Source organism: Mycobacterium toneyamaense (assembly GCF_055384815.1).
Window position 1 is genome coordinate 1,753,330 of the sequence record NZ_AP040333.1, and the last position, 24,407, is coordinate 1,777,736.

A 24,407-nucleotide genomic window follows, 5' to 3' on the forward strand; every position below is an offset into this window, starting at 1 on the left:
CCGGTCACCGGGTTTACCTAGAATTGGCCGGTGACTGCCAGCGATACGCCTGATCCCACGACCGTGAACGCGGCCGATGCCCTGCCCAAAACGTGGGATCCGAGCGCGGTAGAAGCTGACATGTACCAGGGCTGGGTCGACGCCGGGTACTTCACCGCCGACCCGACCAGCGACAAGCCGCCGTACTCCATCGTGCTGCCGCCGCCGAACGTCACCGGCAGCCTGCACATGGGCCACGCGCTCGACCACACCCTGATGGACGCGCTCACCCGGCGGAAGCGCATGCAGGGTTACGAGGTGCTGTGGCTGCCCGGCATGGACCACGCCGGTATCGCCACGCAGACCCTGGTCGAGAAGCAGCTCGCCGCCGACGGCAAGACCAAAGAGGACTTCGGCCGCGAGGGCTTCGTCGAGAAGGTCTGGGAGTGGAAGCGCGAGTCCGGCGGCACCATCGGCGGCCAGATGCGCCGCCTGGGCGACGGCGTCGACTGGAGCCGGGACCGCTTCACCATGGACGAGGGCCTGTCGCGCGCCGTCCGCACCATTTTCAAGCGGCTGTTCGACGCCGGCCTGATCTACCGCGCCGAGCGGCTGGTGAACTGGTCGCCGGTGCTGGAGACCGCGATCTCCGACCTCGAGGTGAAGTACGACGACGTCGAGGGCGAGTTGGTCTCGTTCCGCTACGGCTCGATGAACGACGCCGAGCCCCACCTGGTCGTGGCCACCACGCGACTCGAGACGATGCTCGGTGACACCGCCATCGCGGTGCATCCCGACGACGAGCGCTACCGCGCACTGGTCGGCAAGACCCTGCCGCACCCCTTCCTGGACCGCGACATCATCATCGTGGCCGACGAGCACGTCGACCCCGAATTCGGTACGGGCGCAGTCAAAGTCACGCCGGCCCACGATCCGAACGACTTCGAGATCGGACTGCGGCACAACCTGGCGATGCCGACCATCATGGACACCAAGGGCGCCATCGCCGGTACCGGAACCGAATTCGACGGCATGGATCGGTTCGAGGCCCGCGTCAAGGTGCGCGAGAAGCTGGCCGCCGAGGGGCGGATCGTCGCCGAGAAGCGGCCGTACCTGCACAGCGTCGGGCACTCGGAGCGCAGCGGCGAGGCCATCGAGCCGCGGCTGTCGATGCAGTGGTGGGTCAAGGTCGAATCGCTGGCCAAGGCCGCCGGTGACGCAGTCCGGAACGGCGACACCGTGATTCACCCGACCAGCCTGGAACCCCGCTGGTTCGCCTGGGTCGACGACATGCACGACTGGTGCATCTCCCGTCAGCTCTGGTGGGGACACCGCATCCCGATCTGGCACGGCCCGGACGGCGAGACCGTGTGCGTCGGCCCCGACGAGGAGCCGCCGGCCGGCTGGGAGCAGGACCCCGACGTGCTCGACACGTGGTTCTCCTCGGCGCTCTGGCCGTTCTCGACCATGGGCTGGCCCGACAAGACGCCGGAGCTCGAGAAGTTCTATCCGACAACGGTTCTGGTCACGGGCTACGACATCCTGTTCTTCTGGGTGGCCCGCATGATGATGTTCGGCACCTTCGTCGCCGACGATCCGGTGCTGGGCGGCGCGAAGGTGCCGTTCGAGAACGTCTTCCTGCACGGGCTGATCCGCGATCAGTTCGGGCAGAAGATGAGCAAGTCCAAGGGCAATGGCATCGACCCGCTGGACTGGGTCGAGACGTTCGGCGCCGATGCGCTGCGCTTCACCCTGGCCCGCGGTGCCAGCCCCGGTGGCGACCTGTCGATCGGTGAGGACCACGCCCGCGCGTCCCGCAACTTCGCGACCAAGCTGTTCAACGCAACGCGTTTCGCGATGATGAACGGTGCGGCGCCGGCTCCGCTGCCGGAAGCCGCTGAGCTCACCGACGCCGACCGCTGGATTCTGGGCCGTCTCGAAGAGGTCCGGGCCGAGGTGGACAACACGCTCGAGCGCTACGAATTCAGCCGGGCCTGCGTGGCGCTGTACCACTTCGCGTGGGACGAGTTCTGTGACTGGTACCTCGAGCTCGCGAAAGCCCAACTGTTCGAAGGTGGTTCGCGCGCCGAGCACACCAAGGCGGTCCTGGCCGCGGTGCTCGACGTGCTGCTCAAGCTGCTGCACCCGGTGATGCCGTTCGTCACCGAGGCGCTGTGGAAGTCGCTGACCGGTGGCGAGTCGCTGGTCATCGCGGAATGGCCGCAGGCCTCCGGTGTCGCGCTCGATCAGGATTCCGCGCAGCGGATCACCGACATGCAGAAGCTCATCACCGAGGTCCGCCGGTTCCGTAGTGACCAGGGCCTCAACGACCGGCAGAAGGTGCCCGCCCGCCTGGTGGGCATCAGCGAGGCCGACCTGGATGCCCAGGTGGCCGCGGTGACCTCCCTGGCCTGGCTGACCGAGCCGGCCGACGGCTTCAATCCCTCGGCGGCGGTGGAGGTCCGGCTGTCCAAGGGCACCGTCGTCGTCGAGGTGGACACCTCGGGCACCGTCGACGTCGCCGCCGAGCGGCGCCGGCTGGAGAAGGACCTGGCCGCCGCGCAGAAGGAACTCGCCCAGACCGCAGGCAAATTGGGTAACGAGGCGTTCCTCGCGAAGGCGCCGGAGGATGTGGTCGCCAAGATCCGGGCCCGCCAGCAGCTCGCCCAGGAAGAGGTCGACCGGATCAACACCCGGCTGGCCGGCCTGCCGTCCGCATGAGCACCCCCACACCCGACGAGATCGCCGAACTGCTGCAGGTCGAGTACCTGCTCGACCAGCGGTGGCCGGAGACCAAGATCGAGCCGAGCACCGTCCGGATCGAGGCACTGCTGGAGATGCTCGGTTCGCCGCAGCGCGGCTACCCGAGCATCCACGTGGCCGGCACCAACGGCAAGACCTCGGTCACCCGGATGATCGACGCGCTGCTGACGGCGTTCTCGCGGCGCACCGGCCGGACGACGAGCCCGCACCTGCAGGCCGCCACCGAACGCATCGCGATCGACGAAAAGCCCATCAGCCCAGCGCAATACGTCGCCACGTACACCGAGATCGAGCCGTTCGTCGAGATCGTCGACCGGCAGTCGGAAGCGGGTGAGCTGGGTGAGCCCGGCCCCAAGATGAGCAAGTTCGAGGTGCTCACCGCCATGGCGTTCGCCGCGTTCGCCGACGCACCCGTGGACGTCGCGGTCATCGAAACCGGCCTGGGCGGACGGTGGGATGCCACCAACGTCGTCGACGCGCCGGTCGCCGTCATCACGCCGATCGGCCTGGACCACACCGATTATCTCGGCGACACCATCGCCGCGATCGCGGGGGAGAAGGCCGGCATCATCGCCCGCCAGCAGCCCGACCTGGTGCCCGCCGGCACCGATCCCAGCACTGTCGCGGTGATCGCCCGCCAGGTCCCCGAGGCCATGGAAGTGCTGATGGCGCAGGCGGTTACGGCCGACGCCGCCGTGGCCCGTGAGGACTCCGAGTTCGCCGTGCGCGCCCGGCAGGTCGCCGTCGGTGGGCAGCTGCTGGAACTGCAGGGCCTCGGCGGTGTCTACACCGACATCTTCCTGCCGCTGCACGGCGAGCATCAGGCGCACAACGCCGTCCTGGCGCTGGCCGCTGTCGAGGCGTTCTTCGGCGCCGGTGCCGACCGTCAGCTCGACGTCGACACCGTCCGTCAGGGCTTCGCGTCGGTGACCACCCCCGGTCGCCTGGAGCGGATGCGCAGCGCCCCAACGGTGTTCATCGACGCCGCGCACAACCCGGCCGGCGCCGCGGCGCTCGCCGACGCGCTGCAGACCGAGTTCGAGTTCCGGTTCCTGGTCGGCGTCATCTCGGTGATGGCCGACAAGGACGTCACCGGCATCCTGGCCGCGCTCGAGCCGGCGTTCGACCTGGTGGTGGTGACGCACAACGGGTCGCCGCGCGCCATGGACACCGAGACGCTGGCGTCCCTGGCCGAGGAGACCTTCGGCCCCGAACGCGTCGTCACCGCACCGAACCTGCCCGACGCGATCGAGGCGGCGACGGCGCTGGTGGAGCAGTCGGGCAACGACTACGGCTCGTCCGACGGGTTCTCCGGCGCGGGCATGGTGATCACCGGTTCGGTCGTGACGGCCGGCGCGGCCCGCACCCTGTTCGGAAAGGACCCGGCATGACCGCCCCGAACCAGCCCGACCCCTGGAAGAGCTTCCGCGGCGTGATGGCCGGCACCCTGATCCTGGAAGTCATCGTGGTGCTGCTGGCGCTGCCGGTGGTGTCGGTGTTCCACGGTGGCCTGACGCCGCTCAGCAGCGGCTACCTCATCGGCATGGCGGTCGTGCTGGGCCTGTTGTCGGGCATGCAGGGCCGGTCGTGGGCGCTCTGGGTCAACATCGGGATGCAGTTCGTGCTGATCCTCGGCGCGTTCATCGACGTCACCATCGGCATCGTCGGCATCATCTTCCTGCTCGTCTGGGTCCTGATCGCGTACCTGCGGTCCGAGGTCAAGCGCCGCCAGGATCGCGGCCTGCTGCCCGGTCAGCAGTGAGCTGCGCCCGAATCGCTCGATTCGGTTACTGACTAGTACGCTGTCCGCCGTGACTGAGCAGACCCTTGTTTTGATCAAGCCCGACGGCGTCAAGCGCAACCTGATCGGCGAAATCATCAGCCGGATCGAGCGCAAGGGCCTGACCTTCGCTGCACTGGAGCTGAAGACCGTCAGCGTGGAGCTGGCGACCAAGCACTACGCCGAGCACGAGGGCAAGCCTTTCTTCGGTGACCTGCTGGAATTCATCACCTCCGGCCCGGTGGTGGCCGCCATCGTCGAGGGCCCGCGGGCCGTCGCCGCCTTCCGGCAGATCGCCGGCGGCACCGACCCGGTGGAGAAGGCCGCGACCGGCACCATCCGTGGTGACCTGGCCCTGATCACCCAGGACAACCTGGTGCACGGCTCGGATTCCCCGGAGTCCGCGGCCCGTGAAATCGCCCTGTGGTTTCCCGCTAACTGACACTGTGGTCCGCCGGTAGCTGAGCTACCGGCGGCACCTCGTCGGAGATTGGCCGACGATGTGGGATACTGGCCTACGGGTGACCTGCTTCATACCAGGAGCGGACGCCCGGATGAAGACTTAGACGACGCGACCACCCGGAGTAATCCGGGTGCGGCGCCGACCGTCCAGCCATCATTCAGCCAGGCACCGAGGGCTCCCCGTGGGCCGCTAGGTGCGAGACCACAACAATCTCGGGAGAAGTTCCCCGAGCCAATACAAGAAGCCCTCGCGTGGCCGCGTCGCACGACGCGCCCGGGGGCTTGAGGAGAATACGTGGCCGACGATGCCCAACTTGAAGCCCGATCCGAAGACGCCAGCAGCGCAGCGGAGCCGATAGAGCTCCCCGAGCGCCTGCGGATTTTCTCGCTCGCCCGGATCCTCGGGACGACCAGCAAGAAGATCACCGAGACCCTCGCCGGGGTCGACGGTAGGCCCCGCAACCCGGCGTCCACGGTGACGCGCGCCGAGGCCGAGCGGGTCCGTGACCTGCTGGGACTCGGTGGCGAGGCGACGCAGGACCCCGCACCGGCCGCGACCGTCGAGCCGGCGGCCGAAGTGCTGGTCGAGGTCGTCAGCGAAAGCACCGAAGTGACCGCCGAGGTCGCCGTCGAAGCCGTCGACGTCGCCGAAGCCGCCGTCGAGATCGCCCGCGAGGCGGCCGATGCCGGTGCCGCGGAGCCCGACGAAGACGAGCCCGAGTCCCGCCTGCTGCTCGAGACGGTCCCGGCGCCCGCTGCCGAGCCCGCCGACTACCTGCCGCTGTTCGTGGCGCCGCAGCCCGTGACATTCCGGCCGCCCGCCGAGCCCGACGACTTCGCCGACGACGACACCGCCGACGATGCGGCCGACGCCGCCGACGAGGGTGGCGAGGACGGCACCGACGAAGACGGCGAGCGGCCCGCCAACCGGCGCCGCCGTCGTGGCCGCCGGGGTCGTGGCCGCGGCCGGGGTGAACAGAGCAGCGACGACGCCACCGACGGTGACGCCGAAGGCGAGACGCAGGATGCGTCGGCCGAAGGTGACGAGGACACCGACGGCGAGGCCGACGAAGACGCCGGTGACGACGACGCGAACGCGTCCGACGGTGCCAGCCGCCGTCGCCGCCGTCGTCGCCGCCGCAAGTCGGGCGGTGCCGGCGGTGACGATGCCGACGGTGAGGCCGGTTCGCCCGACGACCCGCCCAACACCGTCGTCCACGAGCGCGCCCCGCGCACCAAGTCGGACAACAACGAAATCCAGGGCATCACCGGGTCCACCCGGCTCGAGGCCAAGCGTCAGCGCCGTCGTGACGGCCGGGACGCGGGCCGGCGCCGGCCGCCGATCCTGAGCGAGGCCGAGTTCCTGGCCCGCCGCGAAGCCGTCGAGCGCGTGATGGTGGTGCGCGACAAGATCCGCACCGAACCGCCGCACGAAGGTGCCCGGTACACCCAGATCGCCGTGCTGGAAGACGGCGTGGTGGTCGAGCACTTCGTGACGTCCGCCGCGTCGGCCAGCCTGGTCGGCAACATCTACCTCGGCATCGTGCAGAACGTGCTGCCCTCGATGGAGGCGGCGTTCGTCGACATCGGCCGGGGCCGCAACGGTGTGCTCTACGCCGGTGAGGTCAACTGGGAGGCTGCCGGCCTCGGCGGCAACAACCGCAAGATCGAGCAGGCGCTCAAGCCCGGCGACTACGTCGTCGTCCAGGTCAGCAAGGACCCGGTCGGGCACAAGGGCGCGCGCCTCACCACGCAGATTTCGCTGGCCGGTCGCTACCTGGTGTACGTGCCGGGGGCGTCGTCGACCGGCATCAGCCGCAAGCTGCCGGACACCGAGCGCCAGCGCCTGAAGGAAATCCTCAAGGAGGTCGTGCCCGCCGACGCCGGTGTGATCATCCGCACCGCGTCCGAGGGCGTGAAGGAAGAGGACATCCGCGCGGACGTCAACCGGTTGCAGGAACGCTGGACCGAGATCGAGACGACGGCTGCCGAGACCAAGGCCAAGGCCGCCGGCGCCGCGGTGGCGCTGTACGAAGAGCCCGACGTCCTGGTCAAGGTCATCCGCGACCTGTTCAACGAGGACTTCTCCAAGCTCGTGGTGTCGGGTGACGAGGCCTGGAACACCATCAACGGCTACGTGAACTCGGTTGCGCCCGAACTGCTTTCGCGCATCTCGCAGTACGAGCCCGCCGGCGGGCCCACGGGTCCGGACGTGTTCTCCGTGTACCGCATCGACGAGCAGCTGGCCAAGGCGATGGACCGCAAGGTCTGGCTGCCCTCGGGTGGCACCCTGGTGATCGACCGCACCGAGGCCATGACCGTCGTCGACGTCAACACCGGCAAGTTCACCGGTTCGGGCGGCAACCTGGAGCAGACGGTCACCCGCAACAACCTCGAAGCGGCCGAGGAGATCGTCCGTCAGCTGCGGCTGCGGGACATCGGCGGCATCATCGTCATCGACTTCATCGACATGGTGCTCGAATCCAACCGTGACCTGGTGCTGCGCCGTCTGACCGAGGCGCTGGCCCGGGACCGGACCCGCCACCAGGTGTCCGAGGTCACCTCCCTCGGACTGGTGCAGCTGACCCGCAAGCGGCTCGGCACCGGCCTGATCGAGGCGTTCTCCACGACGTGTCCGCACTGCGCGGGCCGCGGCATCATGCTGCACGGCGATCCGGTGGACACCGCGTCGGCGAACGGCCGGAAGGCCGAGGCCGCCGGCGGCGCCGGTGGTGGCGGCCGGCGCAGCAAGCGCGCCAAGAAGGCCGCGCCGCGCGCCGAGGAGACGCCGGTGGCCAAGGTGCCGTCGCATCCGCAGGGCGAGCACCCGATGTTCAAGGCCATGGCGGCCGCGAACGGCAAGCACGAGGACGAGCTCGACGACGAGGACGCCACCGAGGACACCGAGGGCCTGGCCGACGAAGCGGCCGACGGCGACGCCGTCGAGTCCGCCGAGGTGCTGACCGAGCTGGACGCCGACGAGGACGTCGAGGACGACGACGCGGACGAGTCGGAAGACGACGAGGACTCGGAAGACGATGAGCTCGAAGTCGAGCTCGACGAGGACTTCGAGGACGGCGACGACGACAGCGATGAGCTGGACCTCGACGACGACACCGACGAAGACGACGACTCGGACGAGGACGACTCGGATGAGGACGACGAAGACGACGAGGACGACGACGAGGACGAGGCTGATCAGCCCGCTGAACCGGTCGTCGCCCAGGTTCCCGTCGTCCGGCAGCGGCGCCGCGCTGCGGCCCGTCCCGCCGGTCCGCCGGTCGGAGGTGTCGATGGCTGATGCCGTGAGGGTCCACGCGGTTTGACCCTCGATTAACTGGTCACGTACCCTTGACCAGTTGTCGCCTGGCCGACACCGGCGACATGGAGAGCTGCGGACGCCCGCGCCGCTCCAACCTAAGACCCGCGCTCGCAGCCTTCGGGTGGCGCGCGCCCCGCAGTAGACGAAACGAAGAACAGAGGAACACCAACGATGGCAGCCGATAACGCCACGTACGCAATCGTCAAGACTGGTGGCAAGCAGTACAAGGTTGCCGTCGGTGACGTGGTCAAGATCGAGAAGCTCGACGCTGAGCAGGGCGCCTCGGTGTCGCTGCCCGTCGCTCTCGTGGTCGAGGGTGCGAAGGTCACCACCAGTGCCGACGCGCTGGCCAAGGTCGCTGTCACCGGTGAGGTGCTCGAGCACACCAAGGGCCCGAAGATCCGTATCCACAAGTTCAAGAACAAGACCGGCTACCACAAGCGCCAGGGCCACCGTCAGCAGCTGACGGTCGTCAAGGTCACCGGCATCAAGTAAGTAAGGGAGCGAACAGACATGGCACATAAAAAGGGCGCGTCCAGCTCTCGTAACGGTCGCGATTCAGCCGCCCAGCGACTGGGCGTCAAGCGTTTCGGCGGCCAGGTCGTCAAGGCCGGCGAGATCCTCGTCCGTCAGCGCGGCACTCACTTCCACCCGGGCGTGAACGTCGGTCGCGGTGGCGACGACACCCTGTTCGCCACGGCCGCCGGCTCGGTGCTCTTCGGCTCCAAGCGTGGTCGCAAGACGGTCAACATCGTCCCGGTCGAGGCTTAACCTTTTCCCACGAGGTGTGAAGCTGCCACGAGGTTTCGCCTCGTGGCAGCTTTTCTTTTTCTTGAGGGAGAGGACGTCAGATGGCACCCCGGTTCGTTGACCGTGTGGTGATCCACGCACGCGCCGGCAACGGCGGCAATGGCTGTGCATCGGTACACCGGGAGAAGTTCAAGCCGCTCGGTGGGCCGGACGGCGGTAACGGCGGCAAGGGCGGCAGCATCGTCCTGGTCGTCGACCCGCAGGTGCACACCTTGCTGGACTTCCACTTCCGCCCGCACGTCGACGCGCCGTCCGGTAAGCCCGGCGCCGGCAGCAACCGCGACGGCGCCGCGGGCGCCGATCTCGAGGTCCACGTGCCCGACGGCACCGTCGTGCTCGATGAGCAGGGCCGCATGCTGGCCGACCTGGTGGGCGCCGGTACCCGCTTCGAGGCCGCCGCGGGTGGCCGCGGTGGGCTGGGCAACGCCGCGCTGGCCTCGCGGGCCCGCAAGGCGCCCGGTTTCGCGCTGCTGGGGGAGAAGGGCGAGATCCGGGATCTCACCCTCGAACTCAAGACGGTCGCCGATGTGGGCCTGGTCGGTTTCCCGTCGGCCGGTAAATCCTCTCTGGTGTCGGCCATCTCGGCCGCCAAGCCGAAGATCGCGGACTACCCGTTCACCACACTCGTGCCCAACCTGGGAGTGGTGTCGGCGGGCGACAACACCTTCACCGTCGCCGACGTCCCGGGCCTCATCCCCGGTGCTTCGGAAGGCCGCGGCCTGGGCCTGGACTTCCTGCGGCACATCGAGCGCTGCGCCGTGCTGGTGCATGTGGTCGACTGCGCGACCCTCGAACCGGGCCGCGACCCGATCTCCGACATCGAGGCGCTCGAGGCCGAGCTGGCCGCGTATACGCCCACGCTGCAAGGGGATTCGACCCTGGGTGACCTGGCCGAGCGCCCCCGCGCGGTGCTGCTCAACAAGATCGATGTGCCCGACGCCCGCGAACTCGCCGACTTCGTGAAGGACGAGGTGGCGGCCAAGTACGGCTGGCCCGTCTACGAAATCTCGACCGTGAGCCGAGATGGTCTGCGCCCGTTGACCTTTGCCCTGTGGGACATCGTCGCGGCATACCGTGCCGCGCAGCCGGTCGTGGCCCCGCGCCGGCCGATCATCCGGCCCGTCGCGGTCAACGAGACCGGCTTCACCGTCGAATCGGACGGCTCGGGCGGCTTCATCGTGCGCGGCACCCGGCCGGAACGCTGGATCGCCCAGACGGCCTTCGACAACGACGAGGCCGTCGGCTATCTCGGTGACCGCCTGGCGCGCCTGGGCGTCGAGGACGAACTGCTCAAGATGGGCGCCCGCGCGGGCTGCGCGGTGACCATCGGCGACGTCACGTTCGACTGGGAGCCGCAGACGCCCGCGGGTGTCGACATGCAGATGTCCGGTCGCGGCACCGACATTCGCCTGGAACAGACCGATCGCGTCGGGGCCGCGGAACGCAAGGCGGCCCGTAAGGAGCGCCGTCGGTCAGCGGAGGATGCCGAGGAAGACCTGTGACGCAGGGCTCCGGCACGGTCTCGGCGCATCGCGAGGCCGTGCGCACCGCACGCAGCGTCGTCGTCAAGATCGGCACCACGGCCCTGACCGCGCCCAACGGCATGTTCGACGCCGGCCGGCTGGCTACGCTGGCCGACGCCATCGAGAAGCGGATGAAGGCCGGTTCGGACGTCGTGATCGTGTCGTCCGGCGCCATCGCCGCGGGCATTGAGCCGCTCGGTCTGAGCCGGCGCCCGACGGACCTGGCCACCAAGCAGGCCGCGGCCAGCGTGGGGCAGGTGGCCCTGGTCAACTCGTGGAGCGCGGCGTTCGGCCGGTATGACCGGACCGTCGGGCAGGTACTGCTCACCGCCCACGACATCGCCCAGCGCGCGCAGCACAACAACGCGCAGCGCACGCTGGACCGGCTCCGGGCGTTGCACGCGGTGGCGATCGTCAACGAGAACGACACCGTGGCCACCAACGAAATCCGGTTCGGCGACAACGACCGGCTGTCGGCACTGGTGGCGCAGCTGGTGGGGGCCGACGCGCTGATCCTGCTGAGCGACATCGACGGTCTGTATGACTGCGACCCCCGCAAGGGCAACGCGCGCTTCATTCCCGAGGTCGCCGCGTCGGGTGACCTCGACGGCGTATCGGCGACCGGGGGCAGTCACCTGGGCACGGGCGGTATGGCCTCCAAGCTGTCGTCTGCGCTGCTGGCCGCCGATGCCGGTGTGCCGGTCCTGCTGGCGGCCGCCAGCGACGCTGCCGCCGCGCTGACCGACGCGTCGGTGGGTACGGTCTTTGCGGCGCGTCCCGAGCGCATGTCGGCGCGGCGGTTCTGGGTGCGCTACGCGGCCGAGACGACGGGGACCCTGACGCTGGACGCCGGCGCGGTGCGGGCCGTCGTCGGGCAAAGAAAATCGTTGCTGCCCGCCGGGATCACCGCGGTTGCCGGGCGCTTCCACGGCGGCGATGTCGTCGAGCTGCACGGTCCCGACGGCACCGCGGTGGCGCGGGGCGTCGTGGCCTACGAAGATTCCGAGCTCGCGGGCATCATCGGCCGGTCCACGCCCGAACTGCCCGTCGAGCTGCGCCGACCCGCGGTGCATGCCGATGATCTGGTAGCAATTTGACGTCGACTTCGTGTGTATTTGGCTAGAATCGACGCCTCGTTCGGTGTTTTCCCTGCTGGAGAAGGCCTACCCATTAAATTAGGGTTATGCTGCCTTCGACACCTGACGCAGCAAACAGAATTGAGGGGGCGATGGCGAGACAGTCCGTGCTGGCGGTCGGCGCGCATCCCGATGACATCGAACTGGGCTGCGGGGGTGCGCTGGCAAAGCATGTCGCGGCCGGCGACCGGGTCACGATGTTGGTGGTGACCCGCGGCGAGGAGGGGCCCGGCGACTCGCAGGAGCGGGTGCGTGAACAGCTCCGCGCGGTGGAGGTGCTCGGCGTCCACGAACTGCTGTGGGGTCAGGGCTTCGGCGACTGCCGCGTTTCGCTGCAGGAGTTCGAGCTCGTCCACCTGATCGAAGACGCCATCGAAAAGTCTTCTGCCACAATCGTTTACACCCACACGGCCAACGACAGTCACCAGGATCACCGGGTGGTCTCGCGGTGTACTCTCGGTGCCGCGCGCTGGGTGTCGTCGATCATGACGTACGGCGGACCGTCGGCCATCGGTTTCAATCCGACGGCGTTCGTCGACATCTCCGACTCGCTGGACAAGAAGATCGAAGCCCTGATGTCGCACGTGTCGCAGGCCGAGGCCAGCGAGAAGGTCAGTGCCTCGTGGGTGCGCAGTTCCGCTGAGCACTACGGCTTCCTGTGCCGCCGGGCATTCGCCGAGGGCTTCGAACCGGCCCGACTGGTCGTCGATTTCTGACCCTGTGCCGACCTTTCTCATTGTCGGCGCCGGCCCGACGGGGTTGGGCGCTGCCGTCCGGCTGACCGAACTCGGGGTCGACCATCTGGTGGTGGATGCCGGCGATCAGGTCGGCGGCATGGCCACGTCGGTCCGCGACGAACACGGCTTCACCTGGGATCTTGGCGGCCACGTGCTGCACAGTCACTTCGCGGAGTTCGACCGCGCGGTCGACGCCTCGGGCGTGAAGATGAACGACGTCGCCCGTAACGGCTGGGTGTGGCTCGAGGGCAGCGGGCCGCAGAGTCTGGTGCCCACACCCATCCAGCAGCAACTCGCCGAGATGCCGACCGACCTGTACCCGGATGCCCCGCTGCACAACCTCGCCGACTATTACCGGAACAATTTCGGTGGCAAACTTTTTGACGAGTTTTTCGGCCCCTACAACTACAAGATGTGGACGGCCCCACTCGAGGACATCGACCACGAATGGACGTCGTTGCGCAGCGGCAGCGCCGCGCCGAACGTGCCGCGCCTCGGTTTGGCCGGTTCGGCGCCGGCAGCCGCGGGCAGTTTTCCCTATCCGATCGGCGGCACCGGTGCGCTGTGGCAGGGCGTGCACGATCAGCTGCTGGAGCCCGGGACGGTGCGGCTGCGCACCCGGGTGGTCGACGTCGACGTCGTGCGGCGGGTCGCCACCCTGGACGACGGCTCGACCGTCGGGTACGACCACTGTGTCAGCTCGGCGCCGTTGACGACGGCCTGGGGCTGGCTCGGTGGCGCCGGCGCCGAAGGGACGGCCGAGCGAAACAGCTTGTGCGCCAGTCGCATCTACGCGGTCGGATTGGGGTACCGCGGTGCGGCGCCGGAGGCGCTGGCCGACAAGACCTGGCTGTACTGCCCCGACCTGGGCGTGCCGTGGTACCGGGCCACGATGCTCAACAACTACGACCCAGCCAACGCCGGCGACGGCCGCTGGAACGTGCTGTGCGAGGTCCCGCTGCTGCCCGGGCAAACACTGACCGCCGACGACGCGGTGCGGCGCACCGAGGAGTCACTGCGGGCGCTGGGGGCCGAGTCGGCGTACGTGGTGAGCCGGTTCGTGCGGGAAGTGCCGATGGGCTATCCGGTGCCGACCCTGGGCCGTGACGACATCGTGCGGACCGTCGACGAGCGGCTGCGCGCGCACGGCATCCACAGCCGGGGCCGCTTCGGTGGCTGGCGCTACGAGTCGTCGAATCAGGATTACGGCTACATGCAGGGCCGCGAGGCCGTGGACAACGCGTTGTCCGGCACACCCGAGGACGTCTACTGGCACCCGGACAGGTTCTGAGCCGGCAGTTCACTGGCCAGCAGGGCGAGGATTTCCGAACAGCCACTGTCGATCTTGACCGTGGCCAGGTCGTCGCCCCGGGTGGGCCCGCGGTTGATGATCGCGACGGGTTTGCCGGCCGCCGCGGCGTGCCGGACGAACCGGTAGCCCGAGTACACCGTCAGCGACGAGCCCGCGACCACCAGCGCGTCGGCGTCGTCGACCAGGCCGTACGCCTGTTGCACCCGGTCTTTGGGCACGCTGTCGCCGAAGTACACGATGTCGGGCTTGAGGATGCCGCCACAGCGCGGACAGTCGAGGTACCGGAATGTCGCGGTGTCCTCGACCGTCGCGTCGGCGTCGGGCGCGACGCCGATACTGCCGACTTCGGCGCGTTCGGTGAACCCGGGATTGAGCCGTTCCAGCTCGACGGCCAGCGCGGCGCGGGTCATGGTGTGGCCGCAGCTCAGGCAGACGACCTGCGCGTACGTGCCGTGCAGGTTCACCACCGTCTGGGAACCGGCCTTGGTGTGCAGCAGGTCGACGTTCTGGGTGATGACGCCCGTCACCAGCCCGGCCCGTTCCAGGGCGGCCACGGCGCGGTGGCCGGCGTTGGGCCGGCGGGCAGCCATGTGCCGCCACCCGATGTGGTTGCGGGCCCAGTACCGCTGCCGGAATGCCGGACCGGACAGGAACTGCTGGATGGTCATCGGATTGCTCGGCGGCGAGTCCGGCCCGCGATAGTCCGGAATACCCGAATCGGTGGAGATGCCGGCGCCGGTCAGCACGGCGAGCCGCCGGTCGGCCAGAAGATTGACCAGTTCAGGAGCCTGCACCTCATCGAGGGTAGGCCGTCCACGGAGTTGCACCACGGGTCGGTGCAACAATCGAGACGTGGACTTCTACTCCGCCTACCGGCACGGATTCGTCCGCGTGGCTGCATGCACGCACCACACCGCGCTCGCGGACCCGGCGGCCAACGCCGAGTCGGTGCTGCGCCTGGCCCGGGAGTGCCATGACGACGCCGTCGCGCTGGCGGTGTTCCCCGAACTGACCCTGTCGGGGTACTCGATCGAGGACATCCTGCTGTCGGACACGCTGCTGGAGTCGACGACCGAGGCGCTGGCGACCATCGTCGAGGCGTCCGCCGAGCTACTGCCGGTGCTGGTGGTCGGTGCGCCGCTGCGGTACCGGCACCGGATCTACAACACCGCGGTGGTCATCCACCGCGGCGCGATCCTGGGCGTGGTGCCCAAGTCGTACCTGCCGACCTACCGCGAGTTCTACGAATCCCGTCAGATCGCGGCCGGTGATGATGTCGAGGGGACCATCCGGCTGAACGGGGTCGACGTGCCGTTCGGCCCCGACCTGTTGTTCGCCGCCGCCGATCTGCCGAATTTCGTGCTGCATGTGGAGATCTGCGAGGACATGTGGGTGCCGGTGCCGCCGAGCGCGACGGCCGCGCTGGCCGGTGCGACGGTGCTGGCCAACCTGTCGGGCAGCCCGATCACCATCGGCCGGGCCGACGACCGCAAGCTGCTGGCCCGGTCGGCGTCGTCGCGATGCCTGGCGGCGTACGTCTACGCGGCCGCGGGAGAGGGCGAGTCCACGACGGATCTGGCGTGGGACGGCCAGACCATGATCTACGAAAACGGTGTGCTGCTGGCCGAATCCGAGCGGTTTCCGCGCGGGGAGCGACGCTCGGTCGCCGACGTCGACACCGAGTTGCTGGCCTCAGAGCGGCTGCGGATGGGCACATTCGACGACAACCGGCGCACCTTCGCAGACCGGACGTCGGGCTTCCGCCGGATCGGATTCACGCTGGCGCCGCCGGCCGGCGATATCGGTCTGCTGCGCGAGGTCGAGCGGTTCCCGTTCGTGCCCGCGGATCCGGCTCGGCTGCAACAGGATTGCTACGAGGCGTACAACATCCAGGTGTCCGGTCTGGAACAGCGGCTGCGGGCGCTGAACTTCCCCACGGTGGTGATCGGGGTGTCCGGCGGGCTGGATTCCACGCATGCGCTGATCGTTGCGGCCAAGGCGATGGACCGTGAGGGCCGGCCGCGCAGCGACATCCTGGCCTTCACCATGCCGGGTTTCGCGACCGGCGACCACACCAAGAACAACGCGACCGCGCTGGCCAAGGCGCTCGGAGTCACGTTCTCCGAGTTGGACATTCGAGACACCGCGCGGCTGATGCTGGCCGAGATGGGGCACCCGTTCGCCCGCGGCGAGGCCGTATACGACGTCACGTTCGAGAACGTGCAGGCCGGTCTGCGCACCGACTTCCTGTTCCGGTTGGCCAACCAGCGTGGCGGCATCGTGCTGGGTACCGGCGACCTGTCCGAGCTCGGCCTGGGGTGGTCCACCTATGGCGTCGGCGACCAGATGTCGCACTACAACGTCAACGGCGGGGTGCCGAAAACCCTGATCCAGCATCTGATCCGGTGGGTGATCTCCTCGGGTCAGTTCAATGCCGACGTCAACGACGTGTTGCAGTCGGTGCTGGACACCGAGATCACCCCGGAACTGGTTCCGGCGACCGATGGTCAGGCAGTGCAGAGCAGCCAGGCCAAGGTGGGACCGTATGCGCTGCAGGACTTTTCGCTGTTCCAGGTGTTGCGGTACGGCTTCCGGCCATCGAAGATCGCGTTCCTGTCCTGGCATGCCTGGCGCGATGTCGATGCCGGTGACTGGCCGGCCGGCTTCCCCGACGACGAGCACGTGGCGTACTCCCTGGCCGACATCCGGCACTGGCTGAAAGTCTTCGTCCAGCGGTTCTACTCGTTCAGCCAGTTCAAGCGGTCGGCGTTGCCCAACGGCCCGAAGGTGTCGGCCGGTGGCGCGCTGTCCCCGCGCGGGGACTGGCGGGCGCCGTCGGACATGTCGGCGCGCATCTGGCTCGACGAGATCGACCGTAACGTGCCGGAGGCCTGAACGGGCCGGCGTTCCTGACCCCGCAGCAGAAAACCTACCCTGATCATCCACGGCACGGTCGACGACCTCATCACGCTCGATCCGGCGAGCCCCATCCAGAACCAGCTCCTGACGAGCGAGACCTCAACTGACTGGACCGCTTCCAATGGGTCGACCAGGATGGGCAGTTCTACACATCCGACGTGATGCCGACCGACCCGAGTTTCCACGGCACCCCGATCAACTCGCCTCGACCACGCCGTACCAGAGCTTCACGTCGGCCGGGGTCATCAACGTGTCCTCGGTGGCCGTGTAGCCGCACCGGCTTCAGAACGGTGGCGAGCTGTCGCCGTCGATGAGTTGTTGGGCGAGTTGGAGTTTGGCTTCGGCGGTCGACTCCGACGCCAAGAGCTCGGCCCAATTGAGTTTGCGCTCGTGCCGGGTACGTCGAGCGCGGTCGTCGATGCGGGTGCGCCGGCGGGTGGGCATCATGAGGTCGCGACCGGGTTGATCGCTGGTGGTCGCCGTAGCCGATGGTGGCGGCGCTGCCGATGGTGGCGGCGCTGTGGTAGGGAAGTGCCTGTCGGGAAACAGGATTCGGCTACCGGGCACGGTCGTGTATGTATGCCCGGTGGGTGCGGTCCACACGATGGTGCCGTCCGGGTTCTGCCGGGTGTGCCATCCGGTTGCGCCGCTGTAGAACGTTTTGACCAGGTGGTGCTTGCGGCACTTCGGGCTGAGATTGCCGGGATGCGTGGCTCCGGCCGGCCAGGGGATGGTGTGGTCGAGGTCGGCGTCCACGGCGGGGCGGTCGCAGCCGGGGTGCATGCAGGTGATGTCCCGCATCCGCACGTAGCGGTCGAGCGCGGTCGACGGCCGGTACCGCGGTTGCCCGTCGGCCGGAACCTGCGGCGTGGTAACCATTTTCACGCTCGCACCCCGGGCGGCCAGGTCTGCCATGACCACCGCGGGTATCACCGGCCCGCCGGACAGATAGCCGACCACGCTCTGGTCGACGACAGGCTCGGGCTCAGGCAGAGGCGCGAGTGCCTCGGCGACCGGAGTGTTTGCCGTCACCGGCGGTGCGGCCTCCGGCGCATCGAGCAGAGGATCGCTGATCGGTTGTGGCGCAGCGCCAGTCAAGACATTTATGACGACGGCTGCGGCGCGCGGATCGGCTCCGGCTGCCGGGCAGTCGGGTTTGCCGCAGTGACAGGGCAGCCGATCGCCACGGACGGCCAGGATGCCCAACGCGTCGGCGCGGCGCTGGGCGAGGCTGCGGGGATCGTCGTCGCAGACCTCGTAGGCCATGGCGGTGAGGGTGCGCTTGAGCAGTTCGGCGTCGGTGGTCAGTAACAGACCCCAGACAGACGTGACGCCTGCGGGGTCACCCGGCTTGCCGAACTCGACATCGCGACCGCGGACGGCGTTACGGCTACGACGCACCGCGGCCGGGTCGAACTTCTCGATCCAGCTGTCGATCTGCCGGATCGTGTCGGCCTTCGACAACGGTCCCCATTCGCGCGCGCTGCCGGCCATGGCGGTGTCGATGAGGGCGAGCGCTGCGGGGTCTTGCACGAACTCGGTGTGCCAGCAGATCAGGGTGACCAACGGAAGTGATAGGTCCCCGCGCGCCAGCAGGGCGCCGACGTGTGGGAGCCGGTCACGCAGTGCGAGCGCGAGGTGCATCTGACTGGCGGCTTGCCAGCGATTGATCGTCAGGGCCGCGCCGATCTCGCACGCCGCGGCGTCCCAGCCGTCGCACGCCCACAGGTCGCGGTCCTCGTGGTCGATGCAGCGGCGGTGGGTGAGTTCGGCGATGGCAGCCAGCCGGCGGGCGGCACTCTGGGCTTCGGCCCGTATTGCGCTGGTCATCGTGTCGACCAGGGAAGCGTCGTCGGCTTCCCTGGTTTCGATCACCAGTTCCTCGTACATATGTTCGATTTTAGCGATCTCGACCGCTTCAAACTACGTGGCAGGCGCAGATTGTGGATGAATCGCGTTCTGTGGATAACTTGCCGCCGCGCTCACGCGGCGGCGAGCACGTTCGGCTCATCAAGGTCGTCGTCGGTCCGACGCTGAGACCGCGCGGCCGCACGCACCACCAGCGCGAAGGCGACGGTGATCGGGATGACCGGGCCGTCCATGCCGCCGGCGAGAACGGCGTCGGCCGTCGTGAAGGCCGGCGGCACGATCTGCGCGTACAAGGCGGCCGCCGTCGGGGCCGCGGCGAAGCCCCACAACAGCCAGCGCCACTGCCGTTCGCGCGCCACATCTCCCGCGGCGCGGGCACGGAACACCCCACGTGCGGCGATTGCGATGCTGATCCAGGCCGGTACGAGATGAAAGAGCGCGAGGCCGTGCGGTATCGGCGCCGGCAGTCGCACCACGAGGCCGGCGTAGGCGAGTGAGCCGGCAATCGCCAATCCCACGGCAGCGCCGTACGTCCACCTTGGAGCCGAACACCTTGGAGCCGAACCGATTTGGGTGTCGGGTGACGATCGTTGCGTCAGCATGAACGCGAACACCGCGCTGCCGGGCGCGACGACGCCGAGGACGATGGAGCCCACGCCGATGTTGGTCAGCAGATCGTGTTGGGGGATCAGCGGCTGAATCCCGATCCAGATCACGCGCAGCAACGGCGCCGTCATCATCAGGGCGATGCCGTAGGTCATCCAGGCCCGGTGCGTGATCACGTCGCGGCGGCGGATCGCGTAGACCGCGTACCACGCGCTGCCGAGGGTGCCGATTGCCAAGGCGCGCAACTGGGTTTCGAATGCCGGGCCGATGAAGTGCTGGGCCGGCGGCGTGACGTACAGGAACACCAACGCGGTCAGCATGCTGATGGACATCAGTGCCAGATAGCTGCGGCCGATCCAGCGATGCACCGCCGGCCGGCGGTTGCGCAGCCGCGACGAGAACTGAAACAGCCCCAGAGTCAAGGCAAGTCCGGCCAACGTGGTGTGCACCATGAGAACCACGCGATGCTCGGCGTAGGCGCCGTGGCGTACCGACTCGACGGACCCGTCACCGATCGCGTAGTGATCACCGTTGATGACGGTGTTGACGGCGTCCTGCCAGCGCGCCAAGCCAGGGGCGAAAAGTGGCCAGGTGTAATTGAGTGCCAGCGGTACATAGAAGACGGCGATGGCGACCGTGAGCACGAAGAATCGCCGTGACACCGCGATTCCCTTGTGACCGTCCATTTGAACGTCAGATTCTAGGACCACCCACGGCAAACCCGCAGTATTTGCTGAATCGCAACGTCTGTGTGGTTTTGGGCGGTGGCACCCTCACTCGGCGCGCGCAGACAGCTCGCTCAGGAAGCCGCCCGCCATGACTGATCGACGGGGTCGAAGGCGATGGGCAGGGTGAGCGGTCCGCTCAGGCCCACCAACGGTTTCCACGGCACCGGCCCGGTCACGCGGGCGTTGGGCATGCGCTGGGTCATGAGGGCGAGCGCTTCGGCCAGCTCCATCTTGGCCAGGTGCACGCCGAGGCAGTAGTGCATCCCGGCGCCGAAGGTCTGCATCGCCGGGGCGCCCGCGCGGGTGATGTCGAGGCGGTCGGGATCGTCGTACACGGCGGGGTCGCGGTTGGCCGCGCCGGTGTTCACCTGCAGGAAAGTTCCTGCGGGAAACAGCATTCCGGCGAGTTCGACATCCTCGCGGGCCATCCGCAGCGAGCTGATCACGATGGGGGAGTGCCGCATGGTCTCTTCGACGGCACGGTCGGCCATATCCGGGTGCGCCCCCAGGAGCGCCCACTGGTCCGGGTGCTCACACAGGACCTGTACCGAAGCGGCCACCTGGTTGCGGGTGGTGTCGGTGCCGGCCGCCAGCAGGCCGGTGGACAGCATGCGCAGTTCGTCGGCACTGAGCCGGTCACCGTCCTCCTCGGCGCGGATGAGATCCGAGATCAGATCGTCGGTGAGATTGTCGCGCCGACGGGCAACCATGTCGTCGATGTAGTCATCAAGCGCGTCCCACGCGGTCAGGATCGCGGTCTCGTGTTCGGCGACGTGCCAGTCGAAGGCCTGCATGAAATCGTCCACCCAGGCCGACAATTGTGCCCAGTCCTCGGCGGGGGCGCCGAGCAGCGCACAGATGACCGGGGTCGGGTACTGGCGCGCGATATCGGTCACCACGTCGCAGTGCCCGCGGGCCACCTGGCGGTCGATCAGATCGCTGACGACGTCGACGACCGTGGTGCGCAGGCGTTCGATGGCGCGGCGGCTGAAGGCCGTCGCGATCAGTCGGCGCAGGCGGGTGTGTTCGGGACCGTCGATGCTGATGATCGATGCGCTGACGCGGTCCCACACCGGGCCCGACGTGATGCCCTGCGCCACGAGGAACATGCCCTGGGGTATCCGGAATCGCGGATCGCGCAGCACTTCGTGCGCGAGGTCGTAGGTCAGCACCTCCTGCCCGTGCGGCCCCATCGCGATCGGCGACTGCGCCCGCGCCGGCGCGAGGATCGCCTGCGCTTCGTCGGGGCTTTGCGCGCCCGAATAGTCGATCGCCGGAAGCGTGACGTCGAAGACGCTCGGAATACCGCTGGCAATGGTCATGCGTCGACTATCCGGCGTCGCGGCCGGCAGATCATCCGCCAAGTGGCGTATATCTGCGCGTCAGTTTGACGCGTCGTCTTCCAGCGCGTCCTCGATGACCTCGTCTCGCGGTGCGCAATCGCCGGCACCGGGTGTCAGGGTGGCGAGCGCGCCGGCTGTGACGGCCCGCCGGAGGGCATGCGCGGGGTCCGCGGTCCAACCCGCAGCCAGAACGCCGGCGAAGACATCACCCGCGCCGGTGGTGTCGACGGCTTCGACCCGGGGCGCCGGGACCTGTGTCTCACCGTCCGCCGTGCGGTGCTCCGCGCCGTCGGCGCCCCGCGTGATCACCAGGTGTGGGACGGGCCAATGCCATTGGGCGGCTTCGGTTTCGTTGACGATCACAACGTCGGTGACGGCGGCCAGCGCGGCGAGCACCTCCGGATCGGTGCCGGCAGGAGAGGCGTTCAGCACGACCGTCGCGCCGGCGTCCTTCGCCAGCCGCGCCGCCGCCAGCGCGGTGGCCGGCGGGATCTCCAGCTGCAGCAACAGCACGTCGCAATCGGCGACCACCGCGCGAACGTGTGCGGAGTCCAGGGTCAGGTGTCCGTTGGCGCCCGGCGCCACCACGATCATGTTTTCGGCGTTGTGGCCGACCATGATCGCCGCGGTACCACTCGGGACCGGCAGGCTGACGGTCGCGACCAGACCGACGCCGTTGTCCTGCAAGTGCTTTCGCAGCGCGCCGCCCGTGGCGTCGGCTCCGAGCGCGGCGACGAGCTGGACATCGGCACCCGCCCGGGCCGCCGCGACGGCCTGATTGCCGCCCTTGCCGCCGGGCTCCGAATGCAATGACGACGCCAGCACCGTCTGCCCCGGTCCCGGCAGGTCGGCCAAATCGAAGACCAGGTCCATGTTCACGCTGCCCACGACAGTGATGCGAGTCACCGGGCCACCGTAGCCCCGACCGGCCCGGACCGCCGATACCTCGTTACCCTGGGTTAATGAGTGTGCACGCAGCTACGGACACCGATCTGCGTCAGCAGGTGCATGACGCCGCCCGGCGGGCCCGCGTCGCGTCGCGCGTGCTGGCCACGCTGACCACCGAAGCCAAGAACCGCGCGCTGCACGCCGCGGCCGATGCCGTGCTCGCCGCCGCGGACCTGGTGCTCGCCGCCAACGCCGAGGACATCGACGCCGCACGCGCCGCCGGCACCGCCGAGGCGATGATCGACCGCCTGGCCCTGAACCCCCAGCGCCTCGACGGCATCGCCGCCGGATTGCGGCAGGTCGCCGGGCTGCCGGACCCCGTGGGTCAGGTGCTGCGCGGCAGCACGCTGCCCAATGGTCTGCAGATTCGTCAGCAGCGGGTGCCGCTCGGCGTGGTCGGCATGGTCTACGAGAGCCGGCCCAATGTGACGGTCGACGCCTTCGGGCTGGCGCTGAAGTCCGGCAACGCGGCGCTGCTGCGCGGCAGCTCGTCGGCAGCCCGGTCGAACGCGGCTCTGGTCACCGCACTGCGGGCGGCGCTGGCCGCCGAGGGCCTGCCCGAGGACGCGGTGCAGCTGCTGCCCAGCGAGGACCGCGCCAGCGTCACCCACCTGATCCAGGCTCGCGGGCTGGTCGACGTCGTGATCCCGCGCGGCGGCGCCGGCCTGATCGACGCCGTGGTGCGCGACGCCACCGTGCCGACCATCGAGACCGGTGTCGGCAACTGCCACGTCTACGTTCACGAGGCCGCCGATCTCGACATGGCCGAGAGCATCCTGCTGAACTCCAAGACCCGCCGTCCCAGCGTGTGCAACTCGGCCGAGACCCTCCTGGTGGACCGGGCCATCGCCGACACCGCGCTGCCGCGGCTGGTGACCGCGCTGCAGGACGCCGGGGTGACGGTGCATCTGGACCCGAGCGAAGACGAGCTGCGCGCCGAGTTCCTGTCGCTGGACATGGCGGTGGCCGTGGTGGACGGTGTCGACGGCGCCATCGCGCATGTCAACGAGTACGGCACCGGGCACACCGAGGCGATCGTCACGACCAATCTTGCTGCGGCCCAGCGGTTCTCCGAGCAGGTGGACGCTGCCGCCGTGATGGTCAACGCGTCGACGGCCTTCACCGACGGTGAGCAGTTCGGCTTCGGCGCCGAGATCGGCATCTCGACCCAGAAGCTGCACGCGCGCGGTCCGATGGGGCTGCCGGAACTGACCTCCACCAAATGGATCGTGTGGGGCGACGGCCAGACCCGGCCCGTGTAAGAGGAGAAGAACTTGAGTACACCCGCTCGTTCGGTGCCGCTGTTCGGCGAAAATGCCGCCATCGATGACGTCGCCAAGCGACTCACCGAAACCGGATACCTGCCCGACACCGCAACGGCCACAGCGGTTTTCCTGGCGGACCGGCTGGGCAAGCCGCTGCTGATCGAAGGACCGGCGGGTGTCGGCAAGACCGAACTGGCCCGGGCCATCGCCCAGTGCACGGGGTCGGAGCTGGTGCGGCTGCAGTGCTACGAGGGCGTCGACGAGGCCCGCGCGCTGTACGAGTGGAACCACGCCAAGCAGATCTTGCGCATCCAATCGGGTCAGCAGTCTGGTGACTGGGACCAGACCAAGATGGACGTGTTCAGCGAGGAGTTCCTGCTGAGCCGGCCGCTGCTGACGGCCATCCGCCGCACCGAGCCCACCGTGCTGCTGATCGACGAGACCGACAAGGCCGACATCGAGATCGAAGGCCTGCTGCTGGAGATCCTGTCCGACTTCGCCGTCACCGTGCCCGAACTCGGCACCATCACGGCGCAGCAGACACCGCTGGTCGTGCTGACGTCGAACGCCACCCGTGAACTGTCCGAGGCGCTCAAGCGTCGCTGCCTGTTCCTGCACATCGACTTCCCTGACCCCGATCTGGAACGGCGCATCCTGCTGTCCCGGGTGCCCGAGCTGCCGGAGAAGATCGCCGACGAGCTGGTCCGGATCATCGGTGTGCTGCGCGGCATGCAGCTCAAGAAGCTGCCGTCGGTCGCCGAGACCATCGACTGGGGCCGGACGGTGCTGGCGTTGGGCATGGACACCATCGATGACGAGATGATCGCCGCGACGCTGGGTGTGGTGCTCAAACACCAGTCAGATCAGCAGCGCGCCATCGGCGAGTTGAAGCTGAACTAGGGGAG

19 protein-coding genes are annotated in these 24,407 nt (G+C 68.6%); 14 read left to right on the forward strand and 5 right to left on the reverse strand.

Annotated elements, in window-relative coordinates:
- Window positions 1–30: 30 nt before the first annotated feature.
- The 11 genes from ACZ5IQ_RS08525 to ACZ5IQ_RS08575 all read left to right on the forward strand — a co-directional run bounded on the left by ACZ5IQ_RS08525 (window position 31) and on the right by ACZ5IQ_RS08575 (window position 13,803).
- Window positions 31–2,700, forward strand: a complete 2,670-nt coding sequence (locus ACZ5IQ_RS08525) for a valine--tRNA ligase (protein WP_464481132.1) — start codon at window positions 31–33, stop codon at window positions 2,698–2,700.
- The gene (folC, locus tag ACZ5IQ_RS08530; RefSeq protein WP_406775709.1) at window positions 2,697–4,133 is read left to right on the forward strand and encodes a bifunctional tetrahydrofolate synthase/dihydrofolate synthase; all 1,437 of its coding nucleotides are present in this window, start codon (window positions 2,697–2,699) and stop codon (window positions 4,131–4,133) included. The genes ACZ5IQ_RS08525 and folC overlap by 4 nt, the downstream gene beginning before the upstream one ends.
- On the forward strand, window positions 4,130–4,504 hold the full coding sequence (locus ACZ5IQ_RS08535) for a DUF4233 domain-containing protein (RefSeq protein WP_212812310.1): 375 nt from the start codon (window positions 4,130–4,132) through the stop codon (window positions 4,502–4,504). Before folC ends, ACZ5IQ_RS08535 begins: the two co-directional genes overlap by 4 nt.
- Window positions 4,505–4,553: 49 nt before the next feature.
- On the forward strand, window positions 4,554–4,964 hold the full coding sequence (gene ndk, locus ACZ5IQ_RS08540) for a nucleoside-diphosphate kinase (RefSeq protein ID WP_406775710.1): 411 nt from the start codon (window positions 4,554–4,556) through the stop codon (window positions 4,962–4,964).
- Window positions 4,965–5,279: 315 nt separating this feature from the next.
- Complete coding sequence (rne, locus tag ACZ5IQ_RS08545) at window positions 5,280–8,285, forward strand: ribonuclease E (RefSeq protein WP_406775711.1); 3,006 nt, start codon at window positions 5,280–5,282, stop codon at window positions 8,283–8,285.
- A gap of 192 nt (window positions 8,286–8,477) precedes the next feature.
- Window positions 8,478–8,801, forward strand: coding sequence for a 50S ribosomal protein L21 (gene rplU / locus ACZ5IQ_RS08550; RefSeq protein WP_020102181.1), 324 nt, complete (start codon window positions 8,478–8,480; stop codon window positions 8,799–8,801).
- Window positions 8,802–8,819: 18 nt separating this feature from the next.
- A complete protein-coding gene (rpmA, locus tag ACZ5IQ_RS08555; RefSeq protein ID WP_020102180.1) occupies window positions 8,820–9,077 on the forward strand; it encodes a 50S ribosomal protein L27 in 258 nt (85 codons plus the stop codon).
- Window positions 9,078–9,157: 80 nt separating this feature from the next.
- Window positions 9,158–10,618, forward strand: coding sequence for a GTPase ObgE (gene obgE / locus ACZ5IQ_RS08560; RefSeq protein WP_406775712.1), 1,461 nt, complete (start codon window positions 9,158–9,160; stop codon window positions 10,616–10,618).
- Complete coding sequence (proB, locus tag ACZ5IQ_RS08565; protein ID WP_212812306.1) at window positions 10,615–11,736, forward strand: glutamate 5-kinase; 1,122 nt, start codon at window positions 10,615–10,617, stop codon at window positions 11,734–11,736. The genes obgE and proB overlap by 4 nt, the downstream gene beginning before the upstream one ends.
- A 131-nt stretch (window positions 11,737–11,867) precedes the next feature.
- The gene (locus tag ACZ5IQ_RS08570; RefSeq protein WP_020102177.1) at window positions 11,868–12,491 is read left to right on the forward strand and encodes a PIG-L deacetylase family protein; all 624 of its coding nucleotides are present in this window, start codon (window positions 11,868–11,870) and stop codon (window positions 12,489–12,491) included.
- Between the two features lie 4 nt (window positions 12,492–12,495).
- The gene (locus ACZ5IQ_RS08575; RefSeq protein WP_406775713.1) at window positions 12,496–13,803 is read left to right on the forward strand and encodes a protoporphyrinogen/coproporphyrinogen oxidase; all 1,308 of its coding nucleotides are present in this window, start codon (window positions 12,496–12,498) and stop codon (window positions 13,801–13,803) included.
- On the opposite strand, the gene ACZ5IQ_RS08580 is transcribed toward ACZ5IQ_RS08575, so the two are convergent.
- Window positions 13,779–14,618, reverse strand: a complete 840-nt coding sequence (locus ACZ5IQ_RS08580; protein ID WP_406775714.1) for an NAD-dependent protein deacetylase — start codon at window positions 14,616–14,618, stop codon at window positions 13,779–13,781. The two genes, ACZ5IQ_RS08575 and ACZ5IQ_RS08580, sit on opposite strands and share 25 nt — an antisense overlap.
- A gap of 58 nt (window positions 14,619–14,676) precedes the next feature.
- On the opposite strand from ACZ5IQ_RS08580, the gene ACZ5IQ_RS08585 reads away from it, so the two are divergent.
- Window positions 14,677–16,719, forward strand: a complete 2,043-nt coding sequence (locus ACZ5IQ_RS08585; RefSeq protein ID WP_464481133.1) for an NAD(+) synthase — start codon at window positions 14,677–14,679, stop codon at window positions 16,717–16,719.
- Window positions 16,720–17,025: 306 nt separating this feature from the next.
- Here ACZ5IQ_RS08585 and ACZ5IQ_RS08590 read toward each other — a convergent pair whose 3' ends face one another.
- From ACZ5IQ_RS08590 to ACZ5IQ_RS08605, 4 genes are all read right to left on the reverse strand, one after another.
- Window positions 17,026–18,633 carry an HNH endonuclease signature motif containing protein gene (locus tag ACZ5IQ_RS08590; RefSeq protein WP_406801266.1) on the reverse strand — a complete coding sequence of 536 codons (1,608 nt, stop codon included), beginning with the start codon at window positions 18,631–18,633 and terminating at the stop codon, window positions 17,026–17,028.
- Window positions 18,634–18,725: 92 nt separating this feature from the next.
- Entirely contained in the window at window positions 18,726–19,904 is a 1,179-nt protein-coding gene (locus ACZ5IQ_RS08595) for a DUF2306 domain-containing protein (RefSeq protein WP_213020308.1), read from the reverse strand.
- A 113-nt stretch (window positions 19,905–20,017) separates the two neighbouring features.
- Window positions 20,018–21,268: a cytochrome P450 gene (locus ACZ5IQ_RS08600; protein ID WP_212812299.1), complete on the reverse strand. Its 1,251-nt coding sequence runs from the start codon at window positions 21,266–21,268 to the stop codon at window positions 20,018–20,020.
- Window positions 21,269–21,328: 60 nt separating this feature from the next.
- Entirely contained in the window at window positions 21,329–22,195 is an 867-nt protein-coding gene (locus tag ACZ5IQ_RS08605) for a ribokinase (protein ID WP_212812298.1), read from the reverse strand.
- A gap of 56 nt (window positions 22,196–22,251) precedes the next feature.
- Here ACZ5IQ_RS08605 and ACZ5IQ_RS08610 point away from each other — a divergent pair, with 56 nt between their 5' ends.
- Window positions 22,252–23,499, forward strand: a complete 1,248-nt coding sequence (locus tag ACZ5IQ_RS08610; RefSeq protein WP_212812297.1) for a glutamate-5-semialdehyde dehydrogenase — start codon at window positions 22,252–22,254, stop codon at window positions 23,497–23,499.
- 12 nt (window positions 23,500–23,511) lie between these two features.
- Window positions 23,512–24,402, forward strand: a complete 891-nt coding sequence (locus ACZ5IQ_RS08615) for an AAA family ATPase (RefSeq protein WP_346414381.1) — start codon at window positions 23,512–23,514, stop codon at window positions 24,400–24,402.
- The last annotated feature ends 5 nt before the right edge of the window (window positions 24,403–24,407 follow it).